The organism is Sphingomonas sp. MMS24-J45 (assembly GCF_044881195.1).
Taxonomy (GTDB): Bacteria; Pseudomonadota; Alphaproteobacteria; order Sphingomonadales; family Sphingomonadaceae; genus Sphingomonas.
This window is the reverse complement of record NZ_CP173255.1, coordinates 2,265,349-2,281,361: the sequence shown is the minus strand read 5'-3', so window position 1 is coordinate 2,281,361 and position 16,013 is coordinate 2,265,349. Positions and strand designations below refer to the sequence as shown.

At 65.0% G+C, this 16,013-nt stretch carries 11 protein-coding genes and 1 pseudogene; 6 read left to right on the top strand and 6 right to left on the bottom strand.

Annotated features, from left to right (window positions below):
* The first annotated feature begins 33 nt into the window (after positions 1 to 33).
* The gene (locus AB5I39_RS11220) at positions 34 to 1,044 is read left to right on the top strand and encodes an aldose epimerase family protein (RefSeq protein WP_404366626.1); all 1,011 of its coding nucleotides are present in this window, start codon (positions 34 to 36) and stop codon (positions 1,042 to 1,044) included.
* On the opposite strand, the gene AB5I39_RS11215 is transcribed toward AB5I39_RS11220, so the two are convergent.
* The 5 genes and pseudogenes from AB5I39_RS11215 to AB5I39_RS11195 all read right to left on the bottom strand — a co-directional run bounded on the left by AB5I39_RS11215 (position 1,041) and on the right by AB5I39_RS11195 (position 6,407).
* Positions 1,041 to 1,784 (bottom strand): SDR family NAD(P)-dependent oxidoreductase, encoded by a 744-nt coding sequence (locus tag AB5I39_RS11215; protein ID WP_404366623.1) that lies wholly within the window; start codon positions 1,782 to 1,784, stop codon positions 1,041 to 1,043. The genes AB5I39_RS11220 and AB5I39_RS11215 overlap by 4 nt on opposite strands.
* Positions 1,757 to 2,901 (bottom strand): annotated as a pseudogene (gene dgoD, locus AB5I39_RS11210) (galactonate dehydratase). Before dgoD ends, AB5I39_RS11215 begins: the two are co-directional and overlap by 28 nt.
* The gene (gene araH / locus AB5I39_RS11205) at positions 2,894 to 3,883 is read right to left on the bottom strand and encodes an L-arabinose ABC transporter permease AraH (RefSeq protein WP_404366621.1); all 990 of its coding nucleotides are present in this window, start codon (positions 3,881 to 3,883) and stop codon (positions 2,894 to 2,896) included. The pseudogene dgoD and the gene araH overlap by 8 nt, the downstream one beginning before the upstream one ends.
* Positions 3,880 to 5,421 carry an ATP-binding cassette domain-containing protein gene (locus AB5I39_RS11200; protein WP_404366618.1) on the bottom strand — a complete coding sequence of 514 codons (1,542 nt, stop codon included), beginning with the start codon at positions 5,419 to 5,421 and terminating at the stop codon, positions 3,880 to 3,882. Before AB5I39_RS11200 ends, araH begins: the two co-directional genes overlap by 4 nt.
* The gene (locus AB5I39_RS11195; RefSeq protein WP_404366615.1) at positions 5,418 to 6,407 is read right to left on the bottom strand and encodes an arabinose ABC transporter substrate-binding protein; all 990 of its coding nucleotides are present in this window, start codon (positions 6,405 to 6,407) and stop codon (positions 5,418 to 5,420) included. Before AB5I39_RS11195 ends, AB5I39_RS11200 begins: the two co-directional genes overlap by 4 nt.
* Between AB5I39_RS11195 and AB5I39_RS11190 the strand changes: the two genes are divergently transcribed.
* Together AB5I39_RS11190 and AB5I39_RS11185 are read left to right on the top strand one after the other, a co-directional pair.
* Positions 6,397 to 7,362, top strand: a complete 966-nt coding sequence (locus AB5I39_RS11190) for an SMP-30/gluconolactonase/LRE family protein (RefSeq protein ID WP_404366613.1) — start codon at positions 6,397 to 6,399, stop codon at positions 7,360 to 7,362. The two genes, AB5I39_RS11195 and AB5I39_RS11190, sit on opposite strands and share 11 nt — an antisense overlap.
* A 52-nt stretch (positions 7,363 to 7,414) precedes the next feature.
* Positions 7,415 to 8,200 carry a FadR/GntR family transcriptional regulator gene (locus tag AB5I39_RS11185; protein ID WP_404366610.1) on the top strand — a complete coding sequence of 262 codons (786 nt, stop codon included), beginning with the start codon at positions 7,415 to 7,417 and terminating at the stop codon, positions 8,198 to 8,200.
* Here AB5I39_RS11185 and AB5I39_RS11180 read toward each other — a convergent pair.
* On the bottom strand, positions 8,197 to 10,428 hold the full coding sequence (locus AB5I39_RS11180) for a penicillin acylase family protein (RefSeq protein ID WP_404366607.1): 2,232 nt from the start codon (positions 10,426 to 10,428) through the stop codon (positions 8,197 to 8,199). The two genes, AB5I39_RS11185 and AB5I39_RS11180, sit on opposite strands and share 4 nt — an antisense overlap.
* A 77-nt stretch (positions 10,429 to 10,505) precedes the next feature.
* On the opposite strand from AB5I39_RS11180, the gene AB5I39_RS11175 reads away from it, so the two are divergent.
* From AB5I39_RS11175 to AB5I39_RS11165, 3 genes are all read left to right on the top strand, one after another.
* The gene (locus AB5I39_RS11175; protein WP_404366604.1) at positions 10,506 to 11,867 is read left to right on the top strand and encodes a hypothetical protein; all 1,362 of its coding nucleotides are present in this window, start codon (positions 10,506 to 10,508) and stop codon (positions 11,865 to 11,867) included.
* 211 nt (positions 11,868 to 12,078) lie between these two features.
* On the top strand, positions 12,079 to 12,669 hold the full coding sequence (locus AB5I39_RS11170) for an NADPH-dependent FMN reductase (RefSeq protein ID WP_404366601.1): 591 nt from the start codon (positions 12,079 to 12,081) through the stop codon (positions 12,667 to 12,669).
* Between the two features lie 174 nt (positions 12,670 to 12,843).
* Positions 12,844 to 15,792: a two-component regulator propeller domain-containing protein gene (locus AB5I39_RS11165; protein WP_404366598.1), complete on the top strand. Its 2,949-nt coding sequence runs from the start codon at positions 12,844 to 12,846 to the stop codon at positions 15,790 to 15,792.
* The last annotated feature ends 221 nt before the right edge of the window (positions 15,793 to 16,013 follow it).

The following is a 16,013-nucleotide window of genomic DNA, read 5'->3' as shown; positions in this document are numbered from 1 at the left end:
ACGCGAGACTGCGGGCCGATTATGGCGCCCGGCATGGAAGCTACCCGGCTCACGGCGGCGACGGTCGTCACGCTCTGCGCGCCGAACGGCGTCACCGTCCGCCTGACCAATTTGGGCGCAACGCTGATGGCGATCGAAGCCCCGGATCGCGCCGGACGGTTCGCCAATGTCGTGCTCGGCTACGATACGCCTGACGAATATCCGGCGGCCGGGGGACCCGATCCTGATGCCTATCTTGGCGCCACGTGCGGTCGCTTCGCCAATCGCATTGCAGGTGCGACCTTCACCCTGGACGGCGTCCGCTACCCGCTCAGCGTCAATGAGGCACCCAACCACCTTCACGGCGGCGCGCGCAATTTCCACCATGCACTTTGGACGATCGTCGCGGCGGATGATCGGTCGGCAACAATGACGTTGCACAGCCCGGACGGCGATCAAGGATATCCGGGTGCCCTGGACGCCGTTGCGATCTTTACCCTGTCGGACAGCGCCGAACTTGTCATCGTCTATACCGCGACAACGACGCGACCAACGCACGTCAACCTGGTTTCGCACGGCTATTTCAATCTGTCGGGGAATCCGCAAAGCGCGATCCTCGATCATCATTTGTGGATCGATTCCACCCGAATTCTGGCGATCGACGCGGCCAATCTGCCCACTGGCGAGCGGCCGTTGGTCGACGGGACCGCTTTCGATTTTACCGCGCCGCGCGCGATCGGGTCGCGGATCGACGCCGATGACGCACAGTTGCTCCACGCCCACGGCTATAACCACAACTACCTGCTCGACGTCGCCGGGGTCCGGCCGGTGGCGCGGCTGCATCATCCGGGCAGCGGACGGACGCTGACCGTGTCGACCGACCAGCCGGGGCTGCAACTCTATAGCGGCAACTTTCTCAGCGGCCGGTTCGGACCGCGATCAGGCGTCTGTCTCGAAACACAGCATTGGCCGGACAGCCCCAACCGTTCCGATTTCCCAAGCACCAGGCTCGATCCCGGCGACACATACCGCTCGGAAACGCGGTTGCGCCTCGGGATCGGCTAAAGCCGCGCCATCCGGCCACCATCGGCGACCATCTCCGCACCCGTGATGAAGCGTGCAGCGTCGGAGGCGAGAAAAAGCGCTAAAGCCGCGATGTCCTCAGGTTGCCCGATATCGGCCGGCTCGATCACCTCGACACCGGATCGGACATTGGGGCTGTCGCGCAACAAGGCGGTGTCGATCGCGCCGGGCAGAATGGCGTTGCAACGAATACCCCGCGCCTGCCCTTCAATCGCCGTCGAACGCGTCAGGCTGACCATCGCGGTCTTCGACGCGGCATAGGATGCGACCATCGACGATGTGCGATGCGCATGGACCGACGCGATGTTCACGATCGCGCCCCCCGTCGGCAGATGCCGCAGCGCATGGCCGGTCAACAGCGCCGGAGCGACCAGATTGATCGCCAGCAAATGCTGCCAATCGCCCGCATCATGCTCCGCGATCGGTTTGAAGAGCATAATCCCGGCGACGTTCACCAAGACGTCCCACCGGCCGAAGTGCCTGAGTGTCTGGTCAACCGCAGCGTCCAGCGCGGCGATATCGGCGAGGTCGCATGCGATCGGCAGGGCATCGCCCAACCCGTCCAGCGGCATGTCCCCCGCCGCGCGATCGAGCAACGCCAGTCTGGAACCCGCATCGGCAAAAGCGCGTGCCACGGCGTGACCGATCCCGCCGGCCGCACCGGTGACCAGCACCACCCTGCGCTCGTCCGGCATTACCATTCCCGCAAAGATCCGTCCCATCCGCGCCACACCGGATTGCGCCAGCGGTGCGGCTTTCGCGCCGCATCACGCACCCGCGCCTCGTCGATCGTCACGCCAAGCCCGGGGCCCTCGAGGACCGCCACGCTACCCTTCGTCACCGTCAACACCTCGGGATTGGTGATATAGGTCAACAGGTCGGCATCGGGCTGGTTGTAGTGGATGCCAAGCGACATTTCCTGGATCACAAAGTTCGGCGTCGTCGCCGCCAGTTGCAGGCACGACGCCAGCGCCAGCGGCCCGAGCGGGCAATGGGGCGCAACCGCAACGTCATAGGCCTCCGCCATCGCGGCGATCCGACGGCCTTCCGAAATGCCCCCTGCGTGGCTGAGATCGGGCTGGGCAATGTCGATCGAGGCCGCCTCGAAGAACGGTTTGAAATCCCAGCGCGAGAACAAGCGCTCGCCAAGCGCCAGCGGAACACTGGTCTGGCCGGCAATCTGGGCGAACGCTTCAGGCTGTTCGCTCAAGAGCACCTCCTCGATGAACAGCGGCGACAGCGGTTCCAAGGCGGCGACGATGCGGCGCGCCATTGGCTTGTGGACCCGGCCGTGAAAGTCGACGCCGACATCCATACCCGTCTCGCGCACCAGCCCGAGCCGCTCGACCGCAGCGTCGACCGCGGCCGGACCCGACAGCCAATCGAGGTCCTCGGTGCCGTTCATTTTGACCGCGTCGAAGCCCTGCTCGCGCCGCGCGAGCGCGGCTGCCGCGACGTCGCTCGGCCGGTCCCCACCGATCCAGGCATAGACCCTGATACGGTCACGCACCCGTCCGCCCAGTAGATCGGAAACCGGCACCCCGAGCGCCCGGCCGCGCAAATCCCACAGCGCCTGATCGACTCCCGATATCGCCGACATGAAGACCGGCCCACCGCGATAGAAGCCGAGCCGGTAGAGCAATTGCCAGGCATCTTCGATCCGGTCTGCGTCGCAGCCGATCAAGCGGTCACGCACCGCTTCGAACGCGCCCACGACCGCCTCGGCATGGCCCTCAAGACTGGCTTCCCCCAACCGACCGCGCCGTCAGCGGTTTCGATCCGCACGAACAGCCAGCGCGGCGGCACGAGGAAGGTTTCGATCGCAACAATGTTAGACATTCTGGGTCTGGCTCCGGTCGATAGCGGTCGGGCGCAGGCGCATCCGGGGCAGCCGCCCATCCTGTCGCAACCGATCGGCAACGACAGCCAGCAGCAGAATCCCCCCGCGCACGACATATTGGTAAAAGGTTGGCACATTGAGCAAGTTGAGAGCGTTCTGCGCCGCCCCCATGATGAACACCCCGACGATGACGCCGCCAATCGTCGCCAGCCCGCCGGACAGCGATACGCCGCCCAGCACACAGGCAGAGATGACCGCCAATTCCAGTCCGATACTGGTGTTCGGCTGACCGCTCGTGATGCGCGCTGCGAGGATGATCCCTGCCAGGGCGGCCACCAGTCCCTGCAGCGTAAACACGATGATGCGCACCCGTGTTATCGGTACACCCGCCAACCGCGCCGCTTCCGGGTTGCCACCGATCGCCAAGATATTGCGGCCGAACACCGTCGCCTTGAGAATAAGTCCGAAGATAGCGAAACTGCCGATCATCGACCAGATCGGCCAGCTCAGACCGAGCACGCCGCCCGAACCGAGTTCATAAAACCCCTGCAGCGGAATCGCGACGCTTTCCCCGCCGGATGCGAGGAAGGCGAGGCCGCGCACCACCTCCATCATCGCCAAGGTGACGATCAGCGAGTTGACCCTGAACCCTGCGACCAACACGCCGTTGATGAAGCCGACCGCCGCTCCGCCCGCCAGCCCCGCCAGCACGCCAAGCGCGATGCTGCCGGTCGTACTCATGCAAACCGCGGCGAGCACACCCGATAAGGCGACGATCGAGCCGACCGACAGATCGACCTCGCGCATCGCCAGGACCAACATCATCGTTGCCGCGATCGTGCCGACCAAGGTCACCGACAGTAACAGGCCGCGCAAATTCCGGAGGCCAAGAAAATCCGGCACGAGCAGCGAAAGCAGACCGACCAGCACGGCCAAAACCAGCAGCGGCCCGAGACGTTTTAAGAGCGTGGGAAAAATCATGCCTGGATCGCACTCTGACGGGAAAGGGGTTGATCAAGCGGCGGCTGATGCGCCGCCTGAGGAAGCGCGAGCCGCAGCAGACCGGCCGCTGTCGCATCTGCGCGCGGCACCGATCCGGCGAGCACACCTTCGCGCATCACCAGAATCCGGTCCGTCACGCCGAGCACCTCGGCCATATCGCTGGATGCGAACAATACGGTCCCGCCATCCTCGGCGAAGCGATAGATCAAGTCGTAAATCTCGCTACGCGCGCCGACGTCGATGCCACGCGTGGGCTCATCGAGCAGCAGAATGCGTGCGCCGGCCCAAAGCCAGCGTGCGATCAACGCCTTTTGCTGATTGCCGCCGGACAGTGAGCCGATCGCCGTCTCGGCGCTTGCGGTCTTGATCCGCAGCCGATTGATCAGATCCCCCGCCCCTGCCCGCTCCGCGCCGGTCCGCAGCAGCGCCGTCGCGCCAGCCAGGTTGCGCCACGCAAGTGCAAGATTCTCCCGCAACGGAGCCAGCGGCACGATACCGTCTTCCTTGCGGTCCTCGGGGCAAAGCGCCAGGCCTGCAGCTATTGCGCGGCGGGGGTCGCCGGGCGGAACCAATTGGCCGTCGATCCGCACGCTTCCGGCACCGCGCGGCGCCGCGCCGTAAAGCGAGCGGAAGAGCTCTGACCGTCCAGCGCCAACCAACCCGAACAGCCCAAGGATCTCGCCGCGCGCCACGGTCAAGCTGATCGGCGCAGCGATGCCGGGGCCGACGATGCCGACTACCTCGACCATCGGCGGCCCTAATGGACGCGGAAGATAGCCGTAGATGTCGCTGATCGTCCGCCCCGCCATCGCGCCGACCAGGCGGTCGGCATCCTTCTCCGTGACGGGGGCAAGGTCCAGCACATGGGCACCGTCGCGCAACACGGTCGCGCTGTCGGCCAAGGCATAGACCTCCTCCATGCGATGACTGACATAGATGATCGCGCAACCGCTTGCCTTGAGATCGCCGATGATCGCCATCAGGCGCTCGGTTTCGCGAACGCTGAGCGAGCTGGTCGGCTCGTCGAACGCAATGACTTTGGCGTCGCGTAACAGCGCGCGCCCGATCTCGACCATTTGACGCCGCCCGATCGACAGTGCGCCCAATCGGGTGTCGGGATCGATCGTCTCGCCAAGCCCCTCGAGTATCGCGATCGCCTTGGCGCGCATGGCGGCGCGATCGACGAAGCCCGCTTTCGTCGGCAACATGCCAAGCATCAGGTTTTCGGCGACGCTGAGCTGCGGGAACAGCTGCAATTCCTGGTGAATAATGGCGATGCCGGCATTCTGGCTGTCGCGCGGAGTCGCGAACCGCCGCGCCACCCCGTTGATGCGCAGCGTTCCGCTGTCCGGCGCGTAATGTCCCGCCAGGATCTTGAGCAAAGTCGATTTGCCCGCGCCATTCTCGCCGATCAGCGCGCGCACTTCCCCCGCCGCGACGGTGAAGCTCACCGCGTCGAGCGCGACGACACCGGGAAAGGTCTTGCCGACCGCGTCAAAGGCGATGACCGCGCTCACGCCTGCGCCTCCCGCGCCAGCACCGCCCGAAAATTATCGCGCGTCATCAACGTCCCGCTGGTCAGCGTGACCGCCGCCGGTCGCTGCCCATCGACGATCCATCGATACATCGCAGCGCTGGTCTCATACCCATGTCGCCGCGGGCTGAGCAGCACCGTCGCAAAGAAACCGGTCGCGCGCGGCTTGGTCAGTTCGGCGATAGCCGCTTCGGACCCACCGATGCCGATGCCGATCAGGCGTGCTTGTGGGAGCGACAAACCTTCGGCTGCGCGCACGCCCCCGACCACGGTTTCGTCATTAAGCCCGACGATGATCCAGCGTTCAATGCGCGCGCGCGCGGTCAACACCGGGGCGGCAGCTGTGAACGCCCCCTCCGTATCGGTCGTCCGCTGGGGCGCGTCGAACACTTGGGCATATCCCTGTCGGAGCAGCGCGGCCACGGCACCCGCCGTGCGCTCGCGCCCGGTTTCCAGACTGTCATACGCGATCCGCAGGATACCCGTTTCGGCGGGTTCCCAGCCGCGCCGTCTCGCCTCGCTCGCGGCAGCCGTGCCGGCCAGATCGCCGATCGCGAGCGCAGAGATGCCGACATGCGGAATGCCCGCGATCGGCGTGCCATCCGCCGCCGACAGACGATCGTCTACCGACAGCGCCTTCATCCCGCTGTCGCGCGCGAAATTGGCGATGGCCGGTCCCAGGCGCGGATCCGGCGCGCAGATCACAAATCCGCCAGCATAGCGGGAATAAAGCGTATTCAACGCGGACAAGACGCGATCGCCGTCTTCGGCACCGACCTCGATCAGCGAAAACCCGAAGTCCCGGGCCGCCGCGCGCGCAAACCGCCATTCGTCCTGGAACCATTGTTCCTGCGGCATCTTGACGATAAATCCGACACGTACTTCACGCGGCGGGCGTGCGCAGCCGGCCAAGGCGAGCCCGCCTGCGGCTACCGTGCCGCCAAGCATGGATCTGCGCGTGATCGACATTGCTGCAGTGCCCTCCCCGATACGCGGAATCCAAACCATCCCGATCGACAGACGCTGTTTAAGTCATATATATTCGATGAAAAGAGGAAATTGCATGGACTCGCATTTTATCGTTCCGCGCACGGCCGTCGATCAGCTCGGCGAGGGCCCCACGTGGAGCCCGTCCACTGGTCTCGTCTATTGGGTGGACATCGTCGGGCAGGCCCTCAACACGCTGGAGGTAAACACGGGCGAGGTGCGGCGTTTGCCTATGCCGGAACGGATCGGATGGGTGGTCGAACGACGCGACCGGACCAACCTGCTTGCCGGCTTCAAGTCCGGAATCGTCGAGCTTGCGCTCGATCCAGTGACCATTCGGCCTTTCCTGACCCCGGAGCCGGATCGCCCGGCCAACCGCTTGAACGACGCGAAGGTGGACGCTGCGGGGCGTTTGTGGTTCGGCTCCAAACACGACGCGGATGAAGCAAATACGGGAGCGCTGTATCGCCTGGACGCCGACCGTCGCCTCACACGCGCCGACGACGGGTACGCGGTGACGAACGGCCCGACGTTCAGCCCAGACGGACGATATTTGTATCATAACGACAGCGGTCGCCGATTGGTCTATCGCTTCCCGGTGGCGGCCGACGGTACCTTGGGCACGCGCGACGTTCTGATCACCTTCGACGACTCCTGGGGCTATCCGGATGGCATGACGACCGATGTCGAAGGCGGGCTATGGATCGCCCATTGGGGTGTTGGACGAATCAGCCGATTCGATCCCACGGGGCGCCTGATCCGAAGCTACGCTTTACCCGCCACGAACATCACCAGCTGCACCTTTGCGGGTAATGGACTGGACCGGCTCTTCGTTACATCGGCCGCGATCGATTCCCCGGGCGGACCGTACGACGGCGCACTGTTCGAGATCGATCCTGGCGTCGCGGGACTAGCCCCGACGCCCTGCGCGATCTGACCCTATGATCAGCGCATGGCGCTTTGATCGAGATGCAGATATTCATGGCAGCATGTTGAACACCGATAAGATCGTGCCCACCACCGCTGGCGGCGATGTATCGCAGGAGGAAGAGGCGCGCCCGCCACTCGACGATGGCCGCAATCTGACATCCACCATCGTCAACGACCTCGGATTGGCGATCGTCACGCAAACCTATCGTCCGGGCCAACCCTTCCCGACCGAAGCCGAGTTGTGCCTGACCTATGCCGCCAGCCGGCCGGTCCTGCGCGAAGCCGTCAAGATGCTCACCGCAAAGGGTTTGTTGCTGGCGCGAAAGCGCGCTGGAACGCTGGTCCAGCCCGAGGAAAACTGGAATCTGCTGGATCCAGACGTGCTACGCTGGATGCTGCAACGCGCCTTCTCGATTGATCTCCTGATTGATTTTACGGAGATCCGCATGTCGATCGAGCCGCGCGCAGCATCCCTGGCGGCGCATTCCGCAACCGGCCCGCAGCGACGCGCGATCATCGACGCGATCGATCGCATGTATGCGGCTGACCGCGGCGAAGAGGACGCGCTGGAGGCCGACATCGCGTTTCACATCGCCGTACTCGAGGCGAGCAACAATCGCTTCATGCGCCAATTCACCGGCCTTGCTGAAACGACGCTGCGCTTTTCAATCCGCCGCACGAACGAATATAAAGGCGTGCCGCGCGCGAGTGCGGTCGATCACAAGAAGGTGGCCGATGCAATCGTCGGCGGGCGGGCGCAACTGGCGGGCACCCTAATGAGCAATCTCATTCGCGGAGCACTCGATTTGCTGCTTGCCGCGAGCAACCATCCCCCGCGACCTTAACGCTGCGGCGACGGTGCACCGCACCGCGTTCCGGGAAGTGGTTCGGTCCTGACAGGCTCGGGCGGGCGGAGTTCACCAGGGTGATAAGGCCGACCGGCCCCGGCCGAATCGAGCACGATCGGACGCAAATCCCCAAGGGCGTATCGCGCGGACTGATCATCGAAATGGCGCGATGCGGGATCACCGCTTTGCCCGCCGGCCGAGACCGCCCACGCCCGCACCTGCGGCCCGAATTCCACGACCGCGACGAAACTGTTGCCGCTAGTCCCGTACAGGCACTTTTGCCCGGGCTGGCGATCGACGCCAAAGGATGCAAGCGATCCGAAATTGCCGGAGGTGAAGCCGACGGGCACGCTTGGCGCACTGTCATCAAAGCGCGACGCGATTGCGCCATCAAGCCGTTGGAAGCGGTTGATCCGGCCCCACGCGACCCGCCAGCCCCCGAAATCGCGCTCTATCCGCGCGACCGCCGCATCCAGCGCGAAGACGCGATCGGCATCGGTAGTGCGCGAGCCGAGATACGCAAAAATCGGTACGTTTCCCGCAACTGCCTTTGGCCCTTCGCTCTCCCACAGCGCCTCGCCCCAATGAACGGCAAGCGTGGTCGCTTCCGAATCGATGCCGGAGCGCCGGTCCCAGCCGGTCAGCAACGCCAGTGGGCCGACGAGACGCATACGCCGGGGATCGCCTGGCGACAGAGCATCGAACCCCCGCTTCAAACGCGGAATTTGCTGATCAAACAGGGGCAGGAAGCTGTCGAATGCGGCCCGCGTCAATGTCTCCGGTGTGAACAGCGTGCCACGCGAAAGCAGCGCGGTCGCGTGATCACCGCGTGGGTTATCGCCGAGTTGATCCATATAGCGCGGAAAATCGGCTGCCTTCGGGCTATCGGCCCCGGCTGCGGTCCACGGCGCATTGTTGGTGTTGACGACCCAGCCGGTCGCCGGGCGAACCACCTGCGGCAGATCTTTCAGCGCATGCAGCCCATGCCAGTCGGTCGCCGGATCGCTGCCATCAACGACGTGCGTATAATCAAACCGATTGTTCCGGACAGGCACGAACTGGGGGTGGAGGTAGGCGATCGTTCCGTCCGCTGCCGCCAGGATCGTATTGTTCGACGCATTGGCCTTACGCTCGGAAACGGCAAGATAGTCCGCGAGCGAGGTAGCGCGCGTGCGCAGGTAGCTCTGCTCAAGCGCGGCGCGTGGGCGGTTGAGCATCGCGACGGCGATCCACCGCCCCTTTTCCTGCCGGATGATCGGCCCGTGATGCGTGGCCAGCACGGTAAAGCGTCTGGGGCTGACCGTGCCGTCCGCTTGCCGAACGCCGAGCGACACCGTTCGCTGCTGGATCGGACGCCACTCACGCCCGTAGCGATAGGACAAACGGCCGCCGCGGCGTGCCACCTCGACGGCGAATTCGTCGATCGTGTCGACCCCGCTCGACGTGTGCATCCACCCAAGGTGTTTGTTGAAGCCCTGATAGACGAAGAACTGCCCCCAGGTCGCGGCACCATAGACGTCGAGCCCCTGCCTGCTCGTTACTTGCTGTTCGGATCGGAAGAAGAAGGACGTATGCGGGTTGATCCACAAGAGCGGATGGCCGCTGGCGCTACGCGACGGGCCGATCGCGATCCCGTTCGACCCCTTTGGCTCGATCAGGCGTCCAGCGTCCGCCACCGCCAGGGGAGCGGCTCCGTAGCCCGCGCCACCGTAGAATGCGGCAAGTCCCGCAAGATCGACCCCCCGCTCGATATCGCCGCCGATACTGCCTTCGGAAAAAGCGAGCGCCATCCAGGGCTCGAAATGCGTGATCCGGCGCGGCTGGACCGCTGGATGAGTCGCCAGATAGTGATTCAGTCCGCCTGCCCAGGCATCCATCAAGGCGCGCAACCAGGCCGGGCTTTTTCGGTATTCGTCGGGCAGCGCGTGCAGATCGAGGAACAAGCGTTGCCGCAGATCGGCCCACAGCGCGCCCTCCCCTTCCACCTCCGCCAGCCGCCCCAAGGCGGCCAAATAGTTCCGTTCGATACGCGGAAAATCGTCTTCGGCCTGCGCGTACATCATGCCGAACACCGCGTCTGCGTCGCTCTTGCCGCTGATATGGGCGATGCCGAATGCGTCGCGCGCGATGATCACGTTGTCGGCGTGCTCGACCGGGCCGCGTGCAGTGGCGCACGTCGCGGTCGCCAGCATCGCGCATCCCAGTAACCCAGCCCATTTTCCCATGACATGCTCCTTTGACATGGGTATATGTCATATATATTCGAGATCGCAAGAGCGCCCACCTCAGCAGAAAGACGACCATGACGATTGCCCTTCGCGCGTTGAGCATACCGGATTTCGGGCTGATCGCGGCGCCACCCGGGCTGCCTCCCGAAAGCTATGCGGCGCGATGCAATGCCGCCCTGTTCGCCGCCGGGACCGACTGGCTGGCGGTCTATGCCGACCGGGAGCACATGGCGAATATCCTGTTCCTGAGCGGATTCGAACCACGCTTCGAAGAAGCGTTGCTGCTGCTGGGCCCCGGTGGCCGACGAGTCCTGGTGACGGGGAACGAGTGCCAGTCTTACGCCGCGCTTTCGCCGTTACCAGGCGTTGAGATCGCGCTGTCCCAAACCATGAGTCTTCTCGGACAAGACCGCAGCACGGCGCCACGCCTCACCATTGTGCTGCAAAACGCCGGAATGCGGCGCGGGGACAGCGTGGGGGTGGTCGGCTGGAAGTATCTGGAGGCGGAGGAATGGGAAGGTCCGGCACCCAGCTTCGTGCCGGAAATCTATCTCGATGCGCTGCGGACGGCGGCCGGGGCAGAGCAGGTCCGCGACGTCACGCCCGTGTTGCTGCACCCCGAAACCGGGCAGCGTTCGATCATCGACGCCGATCAAATCGCGATTTTCGAAGCGGCGGCAGCGCGGGCGTCGGAAATGGTATGGGGTGTCGTGCGCGGCACGCGGCCGGGTGACCTGGAGCGCGATGCCGCGCTCAACCTGCACTATCGCGGCGAACCGATGAACGTCCACGCGATGCTGGCAACGGGCAACGCTGAAGGCGGCGCGGTCATCGGCCTCGCGAGCCCCGGCTGGCGGCGGATCGCCAAGGGCGACGGGGCATCCACCGCGGTCGGTCTCTGGGGCGGCCTCACCGCCCGGGCCGGACTGATTGACGATAACAACGACGCATTCGTCGCCACCGCAGCGGCCTATTTCGCGGGTCTGATCCGCTGGTATGCACTCGCCGACATCGGCGTCAGCGGTAATGATCTGTATGAGGGTGTCAGGGACACACTTGCCGAAGGCGGACTTCGCTCGCTGCTGAACCCGGGCCACCTGACGGGCCATGAAGAATGGTCGCACAGCCCAATCCGGCCGGGATCGACCGATCGAATCCGATCCGGAATGCACATGCAGGTCGACATCATTCCGACACCCATGCGGGACGGCTGGGCGTTGAATTGCGAGGACAGCGTGGTGTTCGCCGATGCCGCACTGCGCCATGATATCGCCGCGCGTTACCCGGATATGTGGGCGCGGATGCAGGCGCGTCGCAGATTTGCCCATGATACGCTTGGCGTCCCGATGAACGAAAGCGTCCTGCCGCTTTCCTCGATTCCGGTGTGCCTGGCGCCGCTATGGCTGCGAAGCGACCACCTGCTGATTCGATCCTGAGCCGGCCGGCATCGCCCAACGGCGCGACCTGCGGCGAGCCAACCGCGGATCGCCACGGCGTCCTGATCGATGCCGCTGAACCTTCACTAGCCTTGTCGCGTATAGCGTAGCGATCGATCGCCGGGATGACTGAACGCCAAGCTGCGTGCGCTCATCGACGGCTGATCTACGTTTTTCAGACGACGCGCAGCCACCACAGGAAGGTTTTACGATGAGCGACCGGATTTTGATCTTCTACGGTTCCTACCGGTCCGATCGGCAGGGCATCCGCCTTGCCGAGTGGCTGGTCGGCGCGTTCGCCGAGCGTGGCGCAGCGGCCGAATTGATCGACGCCAAGGCGATCGACCTGCCGATGCTCGATCGCATGTACAAGGAACACCCCAAAGGAGAGGCCCCGCCCGCGCTCGAGGCGCTCGCGGAGAAGATCAGGACCGCCGATGCCTTTGTGTTCGTGACGGGCGAGTATAATTGGGGCGTCCAGCCCGGCCTCAAGAACCTCACCGACCATTTCCTGGAGGAATGGTACTGGCGCCCCGCGGCGATCGCCAGCTATTCTGCCGGACGCATCGCCGCCGCCCGCGCGGCGCTGACCTGGCACGGCATCCTGTCCGAAATGGGCATGGTCGTCGTGTCCAGCACGATCGCGGTCGGTGCGATCGGGCATGCCCTCAATGCGGCCGGAACGCCCACGGGCGATGGCGGGGCCGCGCTTACGCGCGCGTTCCCGCGTTTCGCCGACGATCTTGGCTGGTGGACACAAGCAGCCAAGGCCCAGCGTGAACGCCGTACGCCACCCTACTGACTCGGAGACGGCCGCTTCGCCGCCGATCGTTGCGCCCCCGAACAAATTCGGTTTCGTGTTTCGCTGACAGGTCTTACGGTGCCCGAACGACCAAAGGCGCACCACGGAACGGCGCGCGCAACGCATCGCGATGTCGGTATGACAGCGACCAAAGCCGGAGGAACCCTCTCTCTGATGCGCCGCTTCCTTGTTCGTCTTTTCGAGCTGGCGCTGATCGCGATCGCACTTGTGGCAACGCCTGCGACGGCGTCCGATCCTCGACGCAGTCTGCAGGAGTTGCGGCATACCCGCTGGACGCTCGGGGACGGCGCACCAGCGAGCATTCAGGCGATCACGCAGGATCGTAACGGCTTCCTGTGGCTCGGCACATCGACCGGCCTCTATCGGTTCGATGGTCTCGTCTTCGAACGAATTCTGCCGGACGATGACATACCGCGATCGTTCCAGGTCACCGCGCTGCTGGCCGCAAAGAACGGAGACATTTGGGTAGGGTATGATTTCGGCGGGATTGCGGTCGTGCGGAACGGTCGGCTGCGATCGGCCAATCCGTGGACGCCGGACGGCGGCGTCGATGCCATCGTACAGGGGCGTGACGGCGCGATCTGGGTGACGGCGGACAGCCGGGGCGAGATGCTGCTCAGCCGCCTCAAAGACGGCCGTTGGAGCAAGATCGGTCCGGCCCAGGGGTTCGAGCCGAGCGAGATGGGGTCGATCCTCGCGGCGTCGGACGATAGCATCTACATCGCCACGCCCGGCGTGCACTACCAGCTCAAACCGGGAGCAAACCGGTTCGAACGACTGGCGTCCAAGGGCGGGCCGTACGCGGCCTTGGCCGAAAGGCCCGACCATAGGATCTGGCTAGCCGACGACACCGGTCTGCGGCGTCTGGACGGCAGCGGTTCGCGCATTGCCATCACCGGCGCCAACACCCCGTTCGCGCGGCGGGCAATGCGTTCCGATCGCGATGGCAGCCTGTGGCTGGTGGCGCAGGACGATGGCCTCACGCGGTTTCGACCGGTGCAGGGCGGTTTCGGGCCGCCCGAACGCCTGACCGCCGAGCAGGGGCTTTCCTCGTCCCTGACCCTGTCGATGTTCGAGGATCGCGAAGGCAATATCTGGGTGGGCACCGCGTCGGGCCTGGATCGCTTCACTGCGACCAACATCGCGCAGCCCGCGCTGCGGGAGGGGCTCGTCACCGGCTTCGTCCGGTCGCGGAACGGGGACAGGCTGTTCGTTGGCGGCCTGTCGGGGATTTACCGCATCGATGCCGGTGTCGATCAACCGTCGCTGCTGTTCCCGAAGACCTCGGTCGGGGTGCTGTGCGGCGATGGCCAGCGGCTGCTGACCTTCAGCCTGGAGGGCCATTATCGCCTGGACCTCACGCCAGCGGGGTCTTTGCGCAAGGCAACCGTTGTCGGGGATCCGCTGTCGATCTCCTGCGTGCTCGACGACAAGGGCATTTTCTGGGCCGGGCGAGATCGGCTCTACCGGCTCGACGGCGCTCAGCTCGTTCCTGCGCCTGGCGAGGCCGGAGCCAAGGTCGGCACGCTGCTGAAGCTCAGGCTCGATCGCGGCGGACGCCTGATCTATTCCCGGCCGAGCACCGGCTTCCGCCGCTATGACGGCGCATTGGAGCAACCGATCTGGCCCCGCGACGCGGTGACGATCGGGGCGATATCGACCCTCGCCTTCGGCGGGGACACCATCCTGGCGGGTGCCGCAGGCGGCGTCGGTCGCTGGGATGGCCGTCGCTTCGCCAACCTTCGGCAACGCGACTATCCCTTTCTGGCCGACGTAACCGGCATCCTGCAGAGCGCCGACGGATCGACGTGGATGATCGGCGTCAATGGCATCGTCCGCGTCTCCACCGCGGCGCTGACCGCCGCCTTCAACCGGCCCGGCACCGCGCTGCCGTTCGAGCGCTTCGGTTATTATGAGGGGTTTTCGGCCCGTTCCTACATGAACGAGGCGAACGACATCGCGCAGGATGCAAGCGGCCGCATCTGGTTCGCGACCAATAAGGGGCTGGCCTATATCGACCCGGCGCGGATCACGCGGAACACGCTTCCGCCCGGCGTGGTCATCACCTCGCTTGCTGCCGCCGGCCGGCGCTGGACGGAAATGGCGCAGCTGATCGACCTGCCCGCGGGGACGGATCGCCTCCAGATCGACTATACCGCGCTCAGCCTGACCGACGCGCGCGCCAACCGGTTCCGCTACAGGCTCGAAGGATCGGACACTGGCTGGACCGATGCGGGGGACCGGCGCCAGGCGCTTTATACCAACCTCGGCCCCGGCACGTATCGCTTCCACGTGATCGCCGCGAACAATGACGGCGTGTGGAACCGCGAAGGCGCGGTGGTGCACTTTCGGATCGCGCCACGTTTTTACCAGACGATCTGGTTTGCATGTGTCTGCGCGGTCGCGGCGTTCGGTATCCTATGGCTGCTCTATCGCAGGCGCGTTCGCGTGGTGGCGGAGCGGACCCGCGCGCGCATCGAGGCGCAGCTTGCGGAGCGCGAACGCATCGCCCGCGAATTGCACGACACGCTGCTGCAGGGTTTCCAGGGCCTGATGCTGCGGTTTCAATCGGTGGTGGAGCAATTGACCCCCGGCGACCGCGCGCGCGACGCACTGGAGACCACGCTTGAACAAGCCGACGATGTCTTGCTGCAAGGGCGCGAGCGGGTGCGCGCACTCCGCGAGAATATGAAGCCGGTTCTGCTGCATCCCTATCTGGAGGCACTCGCCACACGACTTGTGCCGACAACAATCGGCTGGACGATCGAGGAAAGCGGTGGCGCCAAACCCGTCTGCGCGCCCGTCGCCGACGAGGTTTCGGCGATCGTTGCCGAAGCGCTGAGCAACGCGATCCGGCATTCCGGGACGAGGACGATCGCGATCCGCATCGGCCACGGATCGGACAAACTGTCTGTCTCGGTCGAGGATTTCGGCGCGGGCATTCCGGCGGATATCCTGAAAGCCGGTCGCCGCGAGGGGCATTACGGCCTCGTCGGGATGCGCGAACGCGGCGAGCGGCTTGGCGGCACGCTCAGCATAACGTCGTCTGCTGGGGGCAGCCAGGTGAAGCTCACCGCGCCTGCGCGGATTGCCTACGAATAACCATTCAAGAGCCCCCGCGAACGGGTCGGGCGGTTCGATCCGTGACATCGGCTTTTTACAAATTTCCGGTGATTCCGACAATCTTGCCTGGCGCGATACGGGCAAGTCAGGGGCCAATGGCGCGGATCACCGCCGCGCACGAACGGGGACCCGGCAATGCGCGATACGACCGATAGCGGCGACACCTTCGCACCGGACCGCCGCGAGTTGCTGGTCGGGTG

What these genes read in the sequence shown, in the direction of transcription:
- AB5I39_RS11220 (WP_404366626.1), top strand. Translation starts at nt 34, where the DNA reads ATGGAAGCTACCCGGCTCACGGCGGCGACGGTCGTCACGCTCTGCGCG.
- AB5I39_RS11215 (WP_404366623.1), bottom strand. Translation starts at nt 1,784, where the DNA reads ATGGGACGGATCTTTGCGGGAATGGTAATGCCGGACGAGCGCAGGGTG.
- araH (WP_404366621.1), bottom strand. Translation starts at nt 3,883, where the DNA reads ATGATTTTTCCCACGCTCTTAAAACGTCTCGGGCCGCTGCTGGTTTTG.
- AB5I39_RS11195 (WP_404366615.1), bottom strand. Translation starts at nt 6,407, where the DNA reads ATGTCGATCACGCGCAGATCCATGCTTGGCGGCACGGTAGCCGCAGGC.
- AB5I39_RS11185 (WP_404366610.1), top strand. Translation starts at nt 7,415, where the DNA reads ATGTTGAACACCGATAAGATCGTGCCCACCACCGCTGGCGGCGATGTA.
- AB5I39_RS11180 (WP_404366607.1), bottom strand. Translation starts at nt 10,428, where the DNA reads ATGGGAAAATGGGCTGGGTTACTGGGATGCGCGATGCTGGCGACCGCG.
- AB5I39_RS11175 (WP_404366604.1), top strand. Translation starts at nt 10,506, where the DNA reads ATGACGATTGCCCTTCGCGCGTTGAGCATACCGGATTTCGGGCTGATC.
- AB5I39_RS11170 (WP_404366601.1), top strand. Translation starts at nt 12,079, where the DNA reads ATGAGCGACCGGATTTTGATCTTCTACGGTTCCTACCGGTCCGATCGG.
- AB5I39_RS11165 (WP_404366598.1), top strand. Translation starts at nt 12,844, where the DNA reads ATGCGCCGCTTCCTTGTTCGTCTTTTCGAGCTGGCGCTGATCGCGATC.